This window comes from Shewanella sp. SW24, assembly GCF_025653395.1.
Classification (GTDB): domain Bacteria; phylum Pseudomonadota; class Gammaproteobacteria; order Enterobacterales; family Shewanellaceae; genus Shewanella; species Shewanella oncorhynchi.
In genome coordinates this window covers 1-17458 of sequence record NZ_JAKKSH010000040.1, presented here as the reverse complement: position 1 = coordinate 17458, position 17458 = coordinate 1, and the positions used below count along the sequence as shown (strand labels likewise).

Below are 17458 nucleotides of genomic sequence, written 5' to 3'. Positions count from 1 at the left end.
AGTCTTATTCTTTATATTTAAGCGTGCCGTTGGCTTTGATTTCATCAAACCATAGGTTGTGATGTTGGCTTGCCCAGTTTTCATCACAGTAGCCTGACACCATACATTCCATACCACCTTCTGACATCACAGTTGCCATGAAGATGTGTACGATAGAGAAAGCACAGATCACGATAGCGCTCACTGAATGCAGTACCAGGGCGATCAAGCTTAATGTACGGCTTGGCTCGAACAGGTTAGGGAAGAGTAATAACATGCCCGAGGCCGAAATCACTAATCCAAACAGGGCAAATGCCCAGAACCACATTTTCTCACCCGCGTTAGCAAAACCTGCATCTGGGTGCTTACCTTTGAACGGACCAAAGTTAATGTAACCGCCTACTACCATGAACCACTTTACGTCGTACATTTTTGGCAGCTGGTTTTTCGCCCATAGGGTGGTCATCAATGCCCAACCTATCATGAAGGGAATCGCCATCACGTCATGGATTTGCTTCGCGCCATAGACGATTGCTTCCCAGATGCCTTCACCCAACCAAGGTTGGAAGAAGAAGCGACCTGCTAATAAGGTTAAGCCTGTTAAAATCAACAGTAAGCATGGGATCGCGCCTAACCAGTGGATTGAAACATCAAACTTAGACCAGCGATGCACTAACTTGCCTGAAAAACCATGGTGCAGCTTGGAGATGCCATTCACCTTTATAAATAGGACAAAGATAATGATCATACCGAATAGTGCTGCCATTAAGGCAGGCGCTAACCAGTCGCTACGCAGCTCCAATACTCGTAAATCATAGGTATTGATCGGCTGAGCATGAAACTCACTTTGGGAGGTAGTGTATCCCGTGGCACCATCCTTCAGTTGCGCCCAAATTTGGGCATCAGACTGTTGAACTTGATTCGCCAGTTCATCACCACCATTGGCTATACACACAGCACTAAATAATAGTGCTATGGCTAAACCTATGTGTTTGAACCATTTGTTCATCATACATCCTCTCTCACTTAGTCGCGCCTACCTAGATAGGCGCTAAGCTAAGTCTGTGGACAGATCCTGTTGACCTGAATTAATTCCAAGCCGCGTTTTTAGCACCACGATAAGCCACACGCTCGCGGAAGATGCTTGAAACCACTTCGGCATCACCCGCTAACAGGGCTTTAGTCGCGCACAGTTCTGCACACATAGGCAGTTTGCCTTCGGCAATACGGTTTGAACCGTATTTTTGGCGCTCTGCATCTGAGTGGTTTTCTTCTGGGCCACCGGCACAGAAGGTACATTTATCCATCTTACCGCGGCTACCAAAGGCACCTTTTTTCGGGAACTGAGGTGCGCCAAATGGACAGGCGTACAGGCAGTAACCGCAACCAATACAGGCATCTTTGTCGTGTAGCACTATGCCATCGTCGGTTCTGTAGAAGCAGTTTGCTGGGCAAACCGCCATACAAGGTGCATCTGAGCAATGCATACAGGCGACAGAGATTGAGGCTTCACCACGTTGACCATCGTTGATCGTCACTACGCGGCGGCGTTGGATACCCCACTCGAGAGCGGAGTCGTTTTCGTTTTTACAGGCAGTGACACAACCGTTACATTCGATGCAGCGCTTGGTATCACACAAAAATTTCATTGTAGCCATAATGGCAATTCTCCTAGCTTAAGCTGCACTTACGCTTTAACAATCTGACAGAGTGATGCCTTGGTTTCCTGCATTTGTGTCACAGGGTCATAACCATAGGTCAGCGCAGTGTTACAAGATTCACCAATAACGTAAGGCACTGTTCCATCTGGATAATTAGGCGCTAAACTTTCTCCGTGCATCACACCCGCAAAGTGATATGGCATAAAGGTAACGCCGGGTTTTACCCTTGGGGTAACCATGGCTTGTACCTTAATACGGCCACCTTCGGCGCCTTCTAACCAGACGTCTTCACCGTTACGAATGCCGCGATCGGCAGCGTCGGCAGGGCTTATCTCAACGAACATTTCCTGTTGAAGTTCAGCCAGCCAAGGGTTGGAGCGAGATTCTTCACCACCACCTTCGTATTCAACCAGACGACCCGATGTCAGTACCAACGGGTACTTGCCGCTCATGTCTTTGTCTTGGATAGACTTATACAGCGTAGGGAGACGGTGTACTTGCATGTCGTCATAGGTTGGGTATTTCGCCACTAAGTCACGACGTGCTGTGTATAACGGTTCACGGTGCACAGGGACTTGGTCAGGGAAAGTCCAAACAATACAACGAGCTTTAGCATTACCAAAGGGGATACAACCGTGCTTGATCGCCACGCGCACTATGCCGCCTGACAAATCTGTTTTCCAGTTTTTACCTTCGGCTTCCGCTTTTTCTTCCGCCGTCAGATCATCCCACCAACCCAATTGTTTGAGCATATCGGCAGTAAATTCTGGGTAACCGTCTTGAATTTCAGCGCCTTTAGAATAAGTGCCATCGGCTAAAATGCTTTGACCCTTATATTCAACACCGTAACGGGCGCGGAAGTTACCACCGCCGTCTTTAACGTGTTTGGCTTGGTTATAGAGGATCTGAGTGCCTGGGTGTTTAGCTTCTGGCGTACCCCAACATGGCCAAGGTAAACCGTAGGTTTCGCCTTTAGCTGGGCCGCCTGCGGCTTCCAACGTCTTGTTGCTGAAAGTGCCCCAGTTTTGGGTGTGTAACTTGATACGCTCAGGGCTTTGACCTGTCATACCGATAGTCCACATACCGCGGTTGATTTCACGGGTGATTTCTTCAATCACAGGTAAACCATTTTCAATCGCGATGCGTTTAGTGTACTGCTCGGCAATACCCAGTTTTTGGGCCAAACGGTACATGATTTCGATGTCAGTTTTAGATTCGAACAGTGGCTCGATGACTTGCTCACGCCACTGGATAGAACGGCCTGAGTTAGATACTGAACCGTGAGTCTCAAACTGAGTTGCCGCAGGCAGCAGATACACGCCATTCTTACGACGGTGCATAACACCTGCCATCGTTGGGAATGGGTCGACAACGACGACTGTGTCCATCTTGTCTAAGGCATCACGCACTTCACGCTGACGGGTTTCAGTGTTGACCGATTGTCCCCAGAAAAACGCCATACGGATATTATCTTTCTGCGCTAACTTGCTCTTATCTTCTAACACACCATCGTGCCAACGAGAACAAGGAATACCCGGTGTCGTCATTGGATCTTTGCCAAGGTAGGCTGTTTGATCGAAACGACCTTTCACCCATGCCATGTCCAGATCCCAAACATGGGTCCAGTGACTCCATGCTGCAGAGGTCAAACCGTAGTAACCGGGTAAGTTATCAAATAACAAACCTAAGTCAGTTGCGCCTTGTACGTTATCGTGGCCACGGAAAATGTTAGTGCCGCCACCTGAAACGCCCATGTTGCCCAGTGCTAATTGCAGAATACAATAAGCGCGAGTGTTGGCATTACCCACGTGGTGTTGAGTTCCACCCATACACCAAATCACAGTGCCAGGACGGTTATCAGCCATTAATTTAGCCGCTTGATAAACCTCGGCTTCGCTCACACCAGTGATGTTTTCGACTTCTTTAGGTGGGAACTTCTTCACTTCAGCACGGATACTTTCCATCTCGAATACGCGGTGCTTGATAAAGGTTTTATCTTCCCAACCATTTTCAAAAATGTGCCATAACATACCGTAAATAAAAGGAATGTCAGTGCCTGGGCGAATTGCACAATGCAAGTCTGAATGCGCTGCAGTGCGAGAGAAACGTGGGTCAACGACGATGATTTTGGCGTTGTTTCTTTCTTTAGCGATCAGAATATGTTGCATCGAAACGGGATGCGCTTCTGCTGGGTTTGCCCCGATCAGGAAGATGGCATGAGCATTCTGGATATCGTTGAAAGAGTTAGTTTGCGCACCGTAGCCCCAAGTGTTAGCAACACCGGCTACCGTGGTAGAGTGACAAATACGAGCTGAATGGTCGACGTTGTTTGTGCCCCACATAGCCGCCAACTTGCGGTACATGTAACAACCTTCGTTAGAAAACTTAGCGCTACCCATGAAGTACACTGAGTCTGGGCCAGATTCTTTACGAATGTTGAGCATTTGGTCGCCCACTTCGTTAATAGCATCTTCCCAAGAGATTTTTTTCCACTTGCCATCAACCAATTTCATTGGATATTTCAGGCGTTTTTCACCATGACCATGTTCACGCAGTGCAGCACCTTTCGCGCAGTGACCGCCAGCGTTGAATGGATGGTCGAATGCGGGTTCTTGGCCCGTCCACACACCATTTTGTACTTCGGCATACAGGCCACAACCGACGGCGCAGGCACTACAAATAGTACGTTTGATTTCGATTGGCGCATCATGCGGCACTTCTTTGGCTTCGACACGACGCATCATGCCTGTGCCCATCAGAGATGCTGCGGCAATACCACCTGTGGCGATACCTGCGTGCTTCATAAATTGACGACGGCTGATGCCTAACGCCGGTTTGTCTGCCACTGTGGCAACATTGGACTTGCGAGTTAACTTCATCGCTGACTTCTCCTAGATTAGCTGCGCAAGCTATCGTAATAGCTGCTGATATGCGCAGTTTCGTGGTAACCCTTTGACTCTTTAGTGGTTACCTTGCTGCTCTCGCTGGCCTGTGCCACGCTCATGCCGGTTGCGGCAATGGCGGCACCCGCTACGCTGCCGACGGTGAGCGCTTTGAGCAAAGATCGGCGAGATAAATCGCTGGGTTGCTGCTTCATGCTGACTCCTGAAATTAGGGTTTAGTTTTTGAGATCGCACGGCTTTTTGTGGGGTTCATCTTGTTATCAAAAAGTGAAGATTAGTGGTGGAAAAGATAATGAAATCATCTTGTTTGCCATGAATCATCGCGCGTGACGGCAATATAGTAGGAAAGGATTGAGTAGGAATTGATCTAGGACAGTTTGCAGCCCTGAAATCGGCAGCCGTTCTCTTAAAGCGTTAACTCGCTCATAGTTTAGTGAACTACTGGGGAGGATGGCGTTGGTGGATTTTTGTATCTCGCTGTTTCAGTTGTTAATTTTTTGTACTGTTGAATTATACCAATTACATTAAATATCTAATCAGTTCAGAGCCTCACAGGCATCTCAATCCAAGGCGCATTGACGCAGAAATGGTTATTCCCTTTTAAGTCAATGCAACACGGGAGTGGGATGCCTGTGAGGCTCCCGAAGGGCGGCTGATGTTAACGGCATGGCAACGCGCTTTATACTGCGTTTAAGGCTTTCGACAGAGCACCACTATGCCTTCAAGCCTTCGCCTTGTTTAAAGCGCGTTGAACTCCCGCTGAATGAACATATATTTAATACGATTGGTATTAATGCGAGGGGAACAGTGCGAATAAAAAACACCCCGCGAGGCGGGGTGTTTTGAGGATGTAAAAGCTGCGGTTTAACTTAGTCTTTATACTTTAAGCTGCCGTTGGCTTTGATTTCGTCATACCAGAGATTATGGTGTTGGATTGCCCAGTTTTCATCACAATAGCCTGACTTCATACACTCCATACCGCCTTCGCTCAGTACGGTCGCCATCCAAATATGCACTATAGTAAAGGCAATCAAGATAATGGCGCTGATAGAGTGGATCAGCAGCGCGCCCATAGAGGCTTCGCGGGGTAAATCTAAGCCTGGTAATACCAACATGATGCCAGATACGCTGATGAATAAACCAAACAACATCAGTGTCCAGAACCACATTTTTTCACCGGCGTTAGCAAAACCGCTATCGGGGTGCTTACCTTTGAAGGGACCAAAGTTAATATAGCCCCCGACCACTAAAAACCATTTTAGATCGTACATCTTAAAGGTTTGCAGCGGCATCCATTTCACTACACAGGCAATCCAAGCCAAGATAAAGATGGGGCCTGCCCAATCGTGGATAGTTTTGCTGCCGTAGATCAATGGCGCCCAAATATCAGGCCCAAGCAGCTCTTGTACTACATGCTTACCGAGCATAATGGTTAAGCCAGTAAACATCAGTGCTAGGCAGCTGATTGCCATAACCCAGTGGATCCACAGATCCGCCTTTGACCAACGAGCAACCATCTTGCCCGAGAAGCCGTGGCTGAGTTTTGAGGGACCATTCACCAGATAAAACAATAAGAAAGCACCAAAAACGCCCGTAACGGCTAAGGCCATAATCGGGGTGATATATTGATTTCTCAGTTCTTTACCTTGGTTACCGGCAACATTAATCAACACCCCAGTTTCTACGCCTTTGGCCGTGGTATAGCCGGCATCGCCTGCTTTTACCGCGCGCCAAAGATCGGCATCACTGGTTTGCGCTTTCGCCTGTTGTTGACTCGATTGCTGATCGCTTGCGTACACTGGGCTTGCGCTCATCGCTGAACCTAGACCCAATCCCATCACGAGTACCATCAGAGCAAACAGACTGCGCAGTGATTTGTTGAACTGTTTGTTTAACATTGTCACTCCTTGCCAGAGGTTAGGGATCACTCCCTAACCCTCGCTCTGCTTAGTTAATCTCACCTGTTTTGGGGTTGTAGCCCCAAATCACGTTAGGATTGCCTCGAGAGGCCATACGTTGACGGTAAATGTTTGATACCACTTCCGCATCACCCGCAAGCAGTGCTTTGGTTGCGCAAAGCTCCGCACACATAGGTAACTTACCTTCGGCAATACGGTTGGCACCATATTTTTTATGCTCGGCTTCGGAGAAGGTTTCTTCTGGGCCACCGGCACAGAAAGTACACTTATCCATTTTGCCGCGACTACCAAAGGCGGTCTTTTTCGGAAATTGTGGTGCGCCAAACGGGCAAGCATAGAAGCAATAACCACAACCGATACAGGTATCTTTGTTGTGCAGCACTATGCCATCGTCGGTGCGGTAGAAACAATCTGCCGGACATACGGCCATGCAAGGAGCGTCGGTACAGTGCATACATGCCACTGAAATTGAGGCTTCACCGGGTTGACCATCGTTAATCGTCACCACGCGGCGACGTTGGATACCCCACTCGAGAGCGGAGTCGTTTTCGTTTTTACATGCAGTGACGCAACCGTTACACTCGATGCAGCGTTTGGTGTCACATAGAAATTTCATGACTGCCATAATGGCTTATCTCCTCATCAAGTAGGTTAGGCTTTGCTGATTTGGCAGAGGCTGGACTTAGTTTCTTGCATCTGAGTCACAACGTCGTAGCCATAAGTTAAAATGGTGTTTGCAGATTCGCCTATCACGTAAGGCACTGTACCTTCTGGATAGTTTTTCGCGAGACTTTCACCTTCAAACACCCCAGCAAAGTGGTATGGCATAAAACATTCACCGGCAATAACGCGCGGTGTCACCATAGCCTTAACCGTGATTTTGGCGCCCTCTGGGCCATGAACAAAGACATTGTCACCGTCACGAATACCACGATCTGCCGCATCAGCAGGGTTCATTTCGATGAACATTTCCTGTTGTAGTTCAGCTAACCAAGGGTTCGAACGGGATTCTTCACCGCCGCCTTCATATTCCACTAAGCGGCCAGATGTGAGCGCCAGTGGGAAGTCTTTAGCAAAGTCCTTGTCCTGAATTGACTTATACAGTGTTGGTAAACGCGCAACCATACGATCTTCGTAGGTTGGGTATTTAGCGACTAAGTCACGACGAGGCGTGTAAAGGGGTTCGCGATGGCGTGGAATATCGTCTGGGAACGTCCATACAATACAACGAGCCTTAGCGTTACCGTAAGGGATACAGCCGTGCTTGATTGCAACACGTTGGATACCACCGGAAATGTCAGTTTTCCAGTTTTTGCCTTCGGCGTGCTTTTTCTCGTCTTCGGTCAGATCATCCCACCAACCTAATTGCTTGAGCATGTCGGCGGTAAATTCTGGATAGCCATCTTGGATCTCGCTGCCCTTGGAGTAAGTACCTTCGGCAAGAATATTATTGCCTTCATGTTCCACACCATAGCGAGCACGGAAGTTACCACCACCGTCTTTAACATGTTTGGCTTCGTTATACAGGATCTGGGTGCCAGGATGTTTCATCTCTGGTGTGCCCCAACAAGGCCAAGGTAAGCCGTAGGTTTCGCCTTTGGCTGGACCGCCGGGGGCTTCTAGGCTGTCAGCATCAAAAGTACCCCAGTTTTCCTGGTGCATTTTTAAACGCTCTGGGCTTTGTCCGGTATAACCGATAGTCCACATACCTGTGTTAAATTCGCGGGTAATATCTTCAATCAAAGGCTCATCACCATTGACTTTGATATGTTTAAACAGCTCTTTATCTATTCCAACCTTTTTAGCGAGTTTGCACATGATCACATGATCAGGCAGGGATTCGAACAGAGGTTCTATCACTTTCGAGCGCCACTGAACTGAGCGGTTGGTGGCAGAGATTGAACCGTAGGTTTCAAATTGGGTAGCCGCGGGTAGCAAATACACCCCATCTTGACGTTGGTGCATCACACCCGCCATGGTTGGGAAGGGATCGACAACGACGACGGTATCCATTTTGTTTAACGCTTCACGCACTTCGCGACCACGGGTTTCAGTGTTGACCGATTGTCCCCAGAAGAACGCCAGACGAATATTGTCTTTTTGCGCTATCTTGGATTTATCTTCTAACACGCCATCGTGCCAGCGCGAACAAGGAATCCCCGCAGAGGTTTGCGGTTTTTGTCCTAGGTATTCGCCTTGATCGAAACGGGCTGCAACCCAGTTAGGATCTAGATCCCACACATTTGTCCAGTGTGCCCAAGCGCCAGTCGTTAAACCGTAGTAACCCGGTAAGTTATCAAATAACAAACCAAAGTCGGTTGCGCCTTGCACGTTATCGTGGCCACGGAAAATGTTAGTGCCGCCGCCAGGTACACCCATGTTGCCTAAAGCGAGTTGTAACATGCAGTATGAGCGAGTGTTAGCGTTACCCACGTGGTGTTGAGTACCACCCATACACCAAACGATAGTGCCAGGTTTGGTTTCGGCCATCATCTTGGCGACGCGGTACATTTGTGCCTTAGGCACACCTACAACCAGTTCAACTTCTTCTGGGGTGTATTTTTTGGCTTCTTCGCGGATGCGATCCATGCCATAGACGCGGTGTTTGATAAACTCTTTATCTTCCCAGCCGTTTTCAAAAATGTGCCATAACAGGCCATAAATGAAGGGGATATCTGTGCCGGGGCGAATGTGCACGTACTCGTCAGATTTCGCTGCAGTACGGGTGAAACGGGGATCAACAACGATGATTTTGGCACCGCGTTCTTTACCAATCAAAATATGCTGCATGGCAACAGGATGCGCTTCACTGGGGTTTGCCCCAATAAACATGATGCACTTTGAGTTGCGAATATCGTTGATTGAGTTGGTTTGCGCACCGTAGCCCCAAGTGTTAGCAACACCGGCTACTGTGGTAGAGTGACAAATACGGGCTGAGTGGTCGACGTTGTTCGTGCCCCACAATGCCGCAAATTTGCGATATAAATAAGCTTGTTCGTTAGAGAACTTGGCGCTACCCATAAAGTAAACTGAATCTGGGCCTGACTCTTGACGAATGGAAGCCATCTTATCGCCAACTTCAGTAATCGCTTGATCCCAAGAGATCTTTTTCCATTTTCCGCCTTCTAACTTCATCGGGTATTTCAGGCGTTTTTCACCATGGCCATGCTCACGCAGTGCTGCACCTTTCGCGCAGTGTCCACCTTGGTTGAAGGGATGATCGAATGCGGGTTCTTGTCCTGTCCACACGCCGTTTTGCACTTCAGCATAGATACCACAGCCCACAGCGCAGTGGGAGCAAATGGTACGTTTGACTTCAGTTGGGGCATTGTGGGGGATATCTTTAGCTTCTGCTTTACGCATCATGCCTGTGCCCAGCATAGATGCTGCGGCGATACCACCGGTGGCAAGACCTGCGGATTTTAAGAATTGGCGACGATTAAGACCTAGGGCGGGCGCTTTAGGCTCAACAACCTGGTCTGTTTTGCGGGTTAATCGCATCACATACTCTCCTCTGGTTAGTTTTTAAGCGACGCATAGTAACTACGAATATGGTCGGTTTCGCGATAGTTCTCGCTCTTAGGTTCGGTAGGGGCAACCGTTGGCGTTGAGGCTAATGCCTGACTGCTCACAGTGGCTACCGCCCCCGCCGCACTGCCCAGTGCCAATGCTTTAAGCAGTTGGCGACGGCCCATGTCGGAAGCTTGCTTCTTCATAGTGTCTCCTTGTGTTACTAGATAAGGTGGTACAAGTGTGACCACCTCGGTTATTGCGAAAGCTGAGGCTTTCTTTTTTCTGCTAAAGGTGAATTTACTCACCTTAGTACAAAAACATGGCAAGCGGAGTCAAAGCGCTAATTGACTAATTCCACTTGTTTTTCTAAATCACTTGCGGCCGGTTGTAAGTCGGCACTGCCTGGACAATTGACGGGGATATCTAAGCTCAATTGCTCAAACGCGCTGGCTTCCATCTCGAAAAAGGCCTTTGCCAGATGGGCAACGGTTGCGTAAAACGCCGCACTTGGCGCTTTGGCTAGATTGTCACAGAAACGGCCGATCCAACTGCCGATATGACGTTGGTAAAAGGCCAGTTGACGGTAGCCTGGGGCTTCAAGGATCAATGTGCCCATCACTTCGCAAAGTGCAGCCACGTGATCTTCGGGTTCTTTCACGTTTTCTTCGCGCTCAAACCCCAGCTGCATTAAGTCTTGGCGCAGCAGTGCTAATGGTTTATCCATTAATGAGCCCGTCATAAACCAACTGCCGTAGGGCAGGATCTCACCACAACCTACGCCGAGGAATAGGGCAAAATATTCGTCCTCTAGCTGTTCACTGCTGAACTGCTTTGCAGCCAGTTGTACAGATAACCAAGCCTTAGTCATCTCGTTGTCTTCATTGGCATCAATTTCAAGATTAGCCAAAAAGTGCAGTAATTCCGGGCTGGGATGACGGCGTAATAGGGCGGCCAACAGTTGATAGATATCGGCTCTCAACTGATCGTTTTCTGAAACTTGTCTTACTGATTCGGTCATAGCGGATCTCTTATCGCAGTTGCTTTTCAGGATCTTGAAGAATGTCTTCAAACATGTCTTTTACCCGGCAGTCGCCACACATCTTCAAGCGCTCAATATTGGCTGAAAATGCGCTGTGTGCACCGACCATATCCAGCATCCGATGCACCATAGATTGGGTCGCAAAAGGAGCGCCGCAGCGAATACATTCGAAGGGAGCTTCTTCTTTCAGGGTGTGTTGTTGCTGACGGGCAGCTTTATCAAAATTAATTTGCGGAGTCAGGCTAATCACTTTCTCAGGACAGGCCGCCTCACATAAACCGCATTGCACACAGTTTTGTTCAATGAAGTGTAGCGCAGGTTTGTCGCCACCATCCTGTAATGCCATGGTTGGGCAAATTGCCACACAGGACATACAGAGAGTACATTTCTCGACATTGACACTGACTTTGCCAAAGGGGATGTTGCTGAGCCCCAGACAAGTATCGATTTCACCCGCTTGGCTATTGAGGTGGTCTATCGCCTCAAATAGTGTGTTGCGTTTCGTGGTCGACGCAAAGGCGGCGGGCACGATCACGGGCCAATCTAAACTGATATCGAGCATCGGATGTAAATTACTAAGCATGCTCGGATCGATAAGGCTGATACGTTGCGGCTGGCCCATCTCATCTAAAATACTGTTGGCTAAGGACAGTTCACCTTTAAGCATTTGCGTTAGGGTTGGTGCAGTCGCGTCGGTGTTGAGGATTAGCACTTGGCGCGCCCCCCAAGCGAGGACGGATAACCAATGATCTAGGCTAGCCACGGTAATTTCTTCGAGGGCAACGGGAATGATGTCACCGGCTAAGTCATCGGTGATCAAGTCGGCACCGACGGCATTATCGTGGAACAAAATTACCGGCGCGGTTTGGGCCTGCTCGCGAAAGCGACTAACGATTTTATTCAGGTATGAATGTAAAGCTTGTGGCGTAGGTAAATCGTAACTGATGGCACCCGTTGGGCAAGCGCTGGTACAACTACCTGCGCCATGACAAAGATAGGGGTCGATTTCAATTTTCTTCGCGACACTGCTGATCGCATCGGCTGGGCAGAAGTTAAGGCAACGATTACAACCATTAATGCCATTGCGGTCGTGGGCACAGATATCTGGGTTAATTTTGACGTAGCGCGGCTTATCAAATTGGCCTATGAGATCGGGAATTTGCGCAAGGGCATCTTCGAGTTTTTCAGCGTCTTGGCCTACGTAAAAATAGCCGGGTGGCAGCATTTCTAAGTTCAAACAAGCTGCGCTGCTCAAATCGAGCACGATATCGAAATGGGGTTTACGGATTGACACTAAACTGAGTTCGGCAGCACCATCTTGATGTTCAACACTGACTTGAAATTGGCCTAAAAAGCCTTTTACACCAATGAGTTTGTTGTAATAGCTTTCGACATCAGTTGCCGCTGCCATGACACGTTCTAGGTGCGCTTCATCTTGGCTGGTAATGGCTTCATTGGCTAAAATCACTCTATGGGCCATAGTGGACAATTTGTCCGCGGCGAGGCGAGCCAGATCTTCTGGGCCAATAATAAGAACATTGCCTTCGGTGGTATAGCTGACAGTTGGCGGGATCAGATTCTGCAACATCTGAGTTTGCGTTAATACCTGTTGTCGCGCTTGTTTTAACGCTTCTTGGGTTTGATTGGTCATCAAATAAGTGCTCACATTGCGTTCCTGAACAGTACTTTGGCTGTTTCTTGTTTTACTGTATCTGGGCAGATTTAGGCGGCTGGTAATAAGTAAGTCATTGCCTTTTCTGCTTTTATCTAAGCTTTTTTATATCTTAGTACAGCAATTCACATACCAAAGTTACGGACATTAAAATTAGCTAAACTGACGTTAAACAACTCGGGTATGTACCTGAGCTAAGGGCTCTGGTGCATTTTGGGGTAGGTCATCAGTCTCCCCATCCAAATTGTCCGTTATCGGCTCAGCTGCCCATTCGACTTCGACTTCATTAGTCTCATGAGTTGTTGTTTCGCTTACATCAAGACTCGCGGATGGATTGCTTTCTTCAGTTTGTTTGGCTAAAGCAGCTGATTCTTCATCCGAGGTCTCGCTGTCTTCGGCTATGTAACGGAAGACTTTTTGCATTAATTCAGCTGAGACTTCTGCACTGAGTTTCGGTTGATTACTGTAATCGAGTGCATATTCCAAAAGCCCATCTATCTCGTTGAAATGCGGTTGTTTCCACAGTGCACGTAGCGCTGCAGATTTAGCCGCAGGGTCAACATTGGCGCCCATAAAACTTGCAAAGCTGCCGCCTATTTCAATCTCGTCGGGATTGGGTAAATCCGCTGCAGTGAGGATGCGATTAGGATCGTCATGCTCTGCAGTATTAGGTTCAATGGCTGACTCTGTGGGTTGAAGCTGCTCAACTGCCATAGTGGGCTCGGCTACGATGGTCTCCTGAGGTGTGATTTCCCCGTCAGCCTCTCGCGCTTCCTCTGCTGCAACTTGTTCGCGCCGTTGGTTCCAGCGACTCAGTAGCCCGCCTGTTTTTTGTATGGATTCAGCCATTAGTCCCTCCGCAATGGATCGTGACTTGGGCCTTGATTATTACGGCCATCGACATGTTTACGGCGATGAGCGGCAATTTCGACTTCACCATATTGGGTGATAAAGGCTTCAATCCAACAAGCGATAGCTTTTGGCATCAATAAGTTGAGGACAGGGGTATTGCCCTCAAGGCAACCCGCCGCGACATTCTGATCCGCCGATAATGCCGCCGGTATCCAAGTGCCATCGGCCGTTTCATCACATACTAAATACAGCATGGCGTTATCTAAATCGAGATTGAGGCGATAGCTGGCGCGTTCGTCTTTGTGCAGTTCGAGTAGCACTAAGGTTGCATCGTCTGGGGCTTGATGAGTGGCGGGAAGTAGGTGATCAATTTCCCATTGTACTGAGGTCCAGCGGCCAACTTGCTTCTCTACTTTCTTGAGTGAAACGTACATAGGCCAAACACTAGTTGTATGTTGCATTGTCTCTCCGTCTCAGCCGTGTTGATGGACAAACCGTAGAGTGAACGGTTCGGTTTTACCAACAAATTGCGATAAAAGGTCACTGCAATATTGGTGCCAGTAAACATAGTGGATTAGTTTGAGCTAGATCATCAAAAACACCCTATAAATTGGACATTTTGTCCAGTACAGGATTTTGTTTGGGACATAAAAGGGCTAATGAAAAATCAGCATTGCGGCAGATCACGCATTTAACCCCAATTTTTATGTCTAGGTATAAATATTGCTATGCTCTGGCCATGACTCGTTAAGCGGTAACATTATGATCTCTGAAAATATCACTATTCCTGATAACAACATGAGCACAGATAGCGAAATAGCGGCAGCCAATCCTTCTCAAAAAACTCAGCATCAGTGTTCTTTTGTGAGAACTCAAGTGGAAGTACCGCTAACCATTGCTGTAAAAGCAGTGAATGAAGCCGGGGAAGTGTTGGATAAATTTGTCGCCTGCGAACGTCCGCTTACCGTGTATTTGAACTGGCGACCAATAGTGACACTTATGACCCTAGGGGCGAAACCTGAGTCACTGGCGTTAGGTTATCTTAAGAACCAAGGCTTTATTTCGGATGTGAACTTACTGGACTCTGTTATCGTCGATTGGGATGTGAGTTCTGCAGCTGTGGTTACCCGTGAACAAACCGCCGATCTGGATGAGAAACTCTCCGAAAAAACGGTGACATCAGGCTGTGGTCAAGGCACGGTTTATGGCAGTTTTATGCAAGATTTAGACGGCATCAATTTACCAACGCCAAGTCTTAAGCAAAGCACCCTTTATAGCTTATTGAAAAATATCAACGAATATAATGAAACCTATAAAAATGCGGGTGCTGTGCACGGTTGTGGCTTGTGCGAAGACGATAAAATTATGGCTTTCGTCGAGGATGTTGGCCGTCATAATGCCGTAGATACTTTGGCTGGGGATATGTGGCTGACACAGGATCGCGGCGATAATAAGATATTTTATACCACTGGCCGCTTAACTTCGGAAATGGTGATTAAAGTCGCTAAAATGGGGATCCCTATTTTGCTATCACGCAGTGGCGTGACTCAAATGGGCTTAGCACTAGCGCAGCAGTTGGGTATTACTATTATTGCCCGCGCCAAAGGTCGTCACTTTTTGGTGTACCACGGTAGTGAAAATCTGCAGTTTGATGCCAATACGGCTCCTTAGCCTCAAGTCAGCTAAGACTTACATGCAGTAACGAAGAATAAGACAAGGAAACAAGATGACGTCTGCCAGTGAATTGGTCTACATGAGCGCGAAGCAAGTGGCTGAGTATTTAGATCTTAATGAGAAAAAAGTCTACGCCATGGCTAATGACAGAATTCTCCCCGCCACTAAAATCACCGGTAAATGGCTATTTCCGAAAGTGTTAATCGACCGTTGGGTAATGGATTCTTGCCACAGTGGCATGCTGACCGACCGTTTATTGATCACTGGTAGTGACGATCCACTATTATCTATGCTGGTGGCGCGTTTGATGGCGCAAGTTGGTAGCCGTGAGTTGATAAGCTACAGCGCAACAGGTTCACGCTTAGGGTTAGAGTTGCTTGCTAAAGGTTATGCCGATGTGTGCACCTTACACTGGGGTAGCATGGAGGATAGAAATATTCGCCACCCAGCTTTACTTAAAGGTTATAACAACCATCAACAATGGATCATGGTGCATGGTTACTCCCGTCAGCAAGGGTTGATCATGCGTGCCGATATGCACCATAGATGCCAAGAAGAAGATAAAGTCGTGAACTTGCCTTGGCGTTGGGTGAGTCGTCAGGGGGGCGCAGGTAGCCAACAGCACTTAGAGCATTGGTTGTTAAAGCAAGGTGCTCGCTTAGATCAACTTAATGTCGTGCTAACTGCCTATAGTGAACGCGAGTTGGCGGGTTATATCGCTAGGGGTGATGCCGATATTGGTTTTGGTTGTCAATCTGTGGCTTTGGAAAGTGGTTTAAGTTTCGTGCCACTGATTAAAGAGTCTTTCGATTTCGTTATGCCGCAAAGCATTTACTTCCGTCGTCAGCTTCAACAACTTTTTACTATGTTGGCGAGTGGTCACTCGAGGCAAATGGCGGCACTACTTGGTGGCTATGATCTTACCGACTGCGGACAACTGCTATGGAGTGCGAGCTAATCCACTCAACTCGGTAATGGATTAAGGTGAATAGAGTTGAATGGTCTTCTGAACTACTTATTACTGCTACTACATGCTGATATCTAATGTAGCCAGTTACTAACGAATAAGTATCAAAGAGACCCTCTTTATATTGCTGATTACGTTGTTTCGACTTTCTATGGTGGGTTGATGGGAGGCAACTACTATATATAGGTAAAGTATCTTCATCGCCAAATACACTCAGAGTGCCATCTTCTTCTGTTGTTCCCCGTCATTCTCCCATTAACGACTCTATATAAAAGTGGAGGTGAGATATTCCGGTTCGAGCAGCCGTTATTCTCATTTAAATCTGATAGCATTCATGCTCATGATCCCTTTGTCTTGATACTGTACGCTGGCAATCAATTGGGCCAAATTACAGATAAAGCGCTATTTTGTGGATAACTTTGGGGGTAAGTGGTGGGTATCTTGTGGCTAGATTAGATAATTAGAATTAACTGCAAATTTCCTTAAAATAGGGGTTGCGCAAAATCTCCTGCTGCCTATAATGCGCATCCACTGACACGGCAGACAGCGAAAGCCAGCTGACGAGTTAAGTTGAATTGATTAGCTTTTAAGCACTTGATTCAAGCGCAGCAAGAAGTTGTTAAAAACTCCTTGACGCGAAACGGGAAATGCGTAGAATACGCAGCCCTAGCCAACTGGAAGCGTTCGACGCTCAGTGTGGTACTCAAGTTCTCTTACGAATATTGAGTTGCTCTTTAACAAGATAAAACAAGAAATCTGTGTGGACACTCACAGGTGTTGAGTTAATCGAAACTGCTTAGCCTTCGGGTTGGCAGTCAAAAATTTAAATCAATGTAACAATGAGTGTTCATAGTAATATGTACAGTTTGTTTCTTTAGYTAGAAACAAAAAATCAGAATTCATTGAGCCGCTGAAGTCGCAAGACKGAAGCAACAAAACTTTAATTGAAGAGTTTGATCATGGCTCAGATTGAACGCTGGCGGCAGGCCTAACACATGCAAGTCGAGCGGCAGCACAAGGGRGTTTACTYCTGAGGTGGCGAGCGGCGGACGGGTGAGTAATGCCTAGGGATCTGCCCAGTCGAGGGGGATAACAGTTGGAAACGACTGCTAATACCGCATACGCCCTACGGGGGAAAGGAGGGGACCTTCGGGCCTTCCGCGATTGGATGAACCTAGGTGGGATTAGCTAGTTGGTGAGGTAATGGCTCACCAAGGCGACGATCCCTAGCTGTTCTGAGAGGATGATCAGCCACACTGGGACTGAGACACGGCCCAGA

15 protein-coding genes and 1 rRNA gene are annotated in these 17458 nt (G+C 47.8%); 4 read left to right on the top strand and 12 right to left on the bottom strand.

Features of this window, described 5'->3' with window-relative positions:
- Positions 1–4 precede the first annotated feature (4 nt).
- The 4 genes from L5M17_RS21240 to L5M17_RS21225 all read right to left on the bottom strand — a co-directional run bounded on the left by L5M17_RS21240 (position 5) and on the right by L5M17_RS21225 (position 4737).
- Entirely contained in the window at positions 5–988 is a 984-nt protein-coding gene (locus L5M17_RS21240) for a formate dehydrogenase subunit gamma (RefSeq protein ID WP_105250559.1), read from the bottom strand.
- Positions 989–1067: 79 nt separating this feature from the next.
- Positions 1068–1637: a formate dehydrogenase FDH3 subunit beta gene (gene fdh3B / locus L5M17_RS21235; protein ID WP_105250558.1), complete on the bottom strand. Its 570-nt coding sequence runs from the start codon at positions 1635–1637 to the stop codon at positions 1068–1070.
- 29 nt (positions 1638–1666) lie between these two features.
- Positions 1667–4519, bottom strand: coding sequence for a molybdopterin-dependent oxidoreductase (locus L5M17_RS21230; RefSeq protein ID WP_173497709.1), 2853 nt, complete (start codon positions 4517–4519; stop codon positions 1667–1669).
- A 17-nt stretch (positions 4520–4536) separates the two neighbouring features.
- The gene (locus tag L5M17_RS21225; RefSeq protein ID WP_253989766.1) at positions 4537–4737 is read right to left on the bottom strand and encodes a twin-arginine translocation signal domain-containing protein; all 201 of its coding nucleotides are present in this window, start codon (positions 4735–4737) and stop codon (positions 4537–4539) included.
- 472 nt (positions 4738–5209) lie between these two features.
- On the opposite strand from L5M17_RS21225, the gene L5M17_RS21220 reads away from it, so the two are divergent.
- Complete coding sequence (locus L5M17_RS21220) at positions 5210–5389, top strand: hypothetical protein (RefSeq protein WP_263149067.1); 180 nt, start codon at positions 5210–5212, stop codon at positions 5387–5389.
- A 23-nt stretch (positions 5390–5412) separates the two neighbouring features.
- Here L5M17_RS21220 and L5M17_RS21215 read toward each other — a convergent pair whose 3' ends face one another.
- The 8 genes from L5M17_RS21215 to L5M17_RS21180 all read right to left on the bottom strand — a co-directional run bounded on the left by L5M17_RS21215 (position 5413) and on the right by L5M17_RS21180 (position 13999).
- Positions 5413–6441, bottom strand: a complete 1029-nt coding sequence (locus tag L5M17_RS21215; RefSeq protein WP_263149066.1) for a formate dehydrogenase subunit gamma — start codon at positions 6439–6441, stop codon at positions 5413–5415.
- Positions 6442–6490: 49 nt separating this feature from the next.
- Positions 6491–7087: a formate dehydrogenase FDH3 subunit beta gene (fdh3B, locus tag L5M17_RS21210; protein ID WP_011074129.1), complete on the bottom strand. Its 597-nt coding sequence runs from the start codon at positions 7085–7087 to the stop codon at positions 6491–6493.
- 26 nt (positions 7088–7113) lie between these two features.
- Entirely contained in the window at positions 7114–9963 is a 2850-nt protein-coding gene (locus L5M17_RS21205; protein WP_253989774.1) for a molybdopterin-dependent oxidoreductase, read from the bottom strand.
- A gap of 17 nt (positions 9964–9980) precedes the next feature.
- On the bottom strand, positions 9981–10178 hold the full coding sequence (locus L5M17_RS21200) for a twin-arginine translocation signal domain-containing protein (protein ID WP_198781412.1): 198 nt from the start codon (positions 10176–10178) through the stop codon (positions 9981–9983).
- 137 nt (positions 10179–10315) lie between these two features.
- Entirely contained in the window at positions 10316–10993 is a 678-nt protein-coding gene (locus L5M17_RS21195; protein WP_263149062.1) for a molecular chaperone, read from the bottom strand.
- A gap of 10 nt (positions 10994–11003) precedes the next feature.
- Positions 11004–12665, bottom strand: a complete 1662-nt coding sequence (locus L5M17_RS21190) for a 4Fe-4S binding protein (protein WP_263149084.1) — start codon at positions 12663–12665, stop codon at positions 11004–11006.
- 189 nt (positions 12666–12854) lie between these two features.
- Entirely contained in the window at positions 12855–13535 is a 681-nt protein-coding gene (locus L5M17_RS21185; protein ID WP_263149060.1) for a DUF3306 domain-containing protein, read from the bottom strand.
- Positions 13535–13999 (bottom strand): DUF3305 domain-containing protein, encoded by a 465-nt coding sequence (locus L5M17_RS21180; RefSeq protein ID WP_105250549.1) that lies wholly within the window; start codon positions 13997–13999, stop codon positions 13535–13537. The genes L5M17_RS21185 and L5M17_RS21180 overlap by 1 nt, the downstream gene beginning before the upstream one ends.
- A 337-nt stretch (positions 14000–14336) precedes the next feature.
- Between L5M17_RS21180 and L5M17_RS21175 the strand changes: the two genes are divergently transcribed.
- From L5M17_RS21175 to L5M17_RS21165, 3 genes are all read left to right on the top strand, one after another.
- A complete protein-coding gene (locus tag L5M17_RS21175) occupies positions 14337–15209 on the top strand; it encodes a formate dehydrogenase accessory sulfurtransferase FdhD (protein WP_168827777.1) in 873 nt (290 codons plus the stop codon).
- A 55-nt stretch (positions 15210–15264) separates the two neighbouring features.
- Positions 15265–16170 carry a helix-turn-helix transcriptional regulator gene (locus L5M17_RS21170; RefSeq protein ID WP_006083558.1) on the top strand — a complete coding sequence of 302 codons (906 nt, stop codon included), beginning with the start codon at positions 15265–15267 and terminating at the stop codon, positions 16168–16170.
- Positions 16171–17120: 950 nt separating this feature from the next.
- Positions 17121–17458 (top strand): 16S ribosomal RNA (locus tag L5M17_RS21165); the annotation flags it as partial.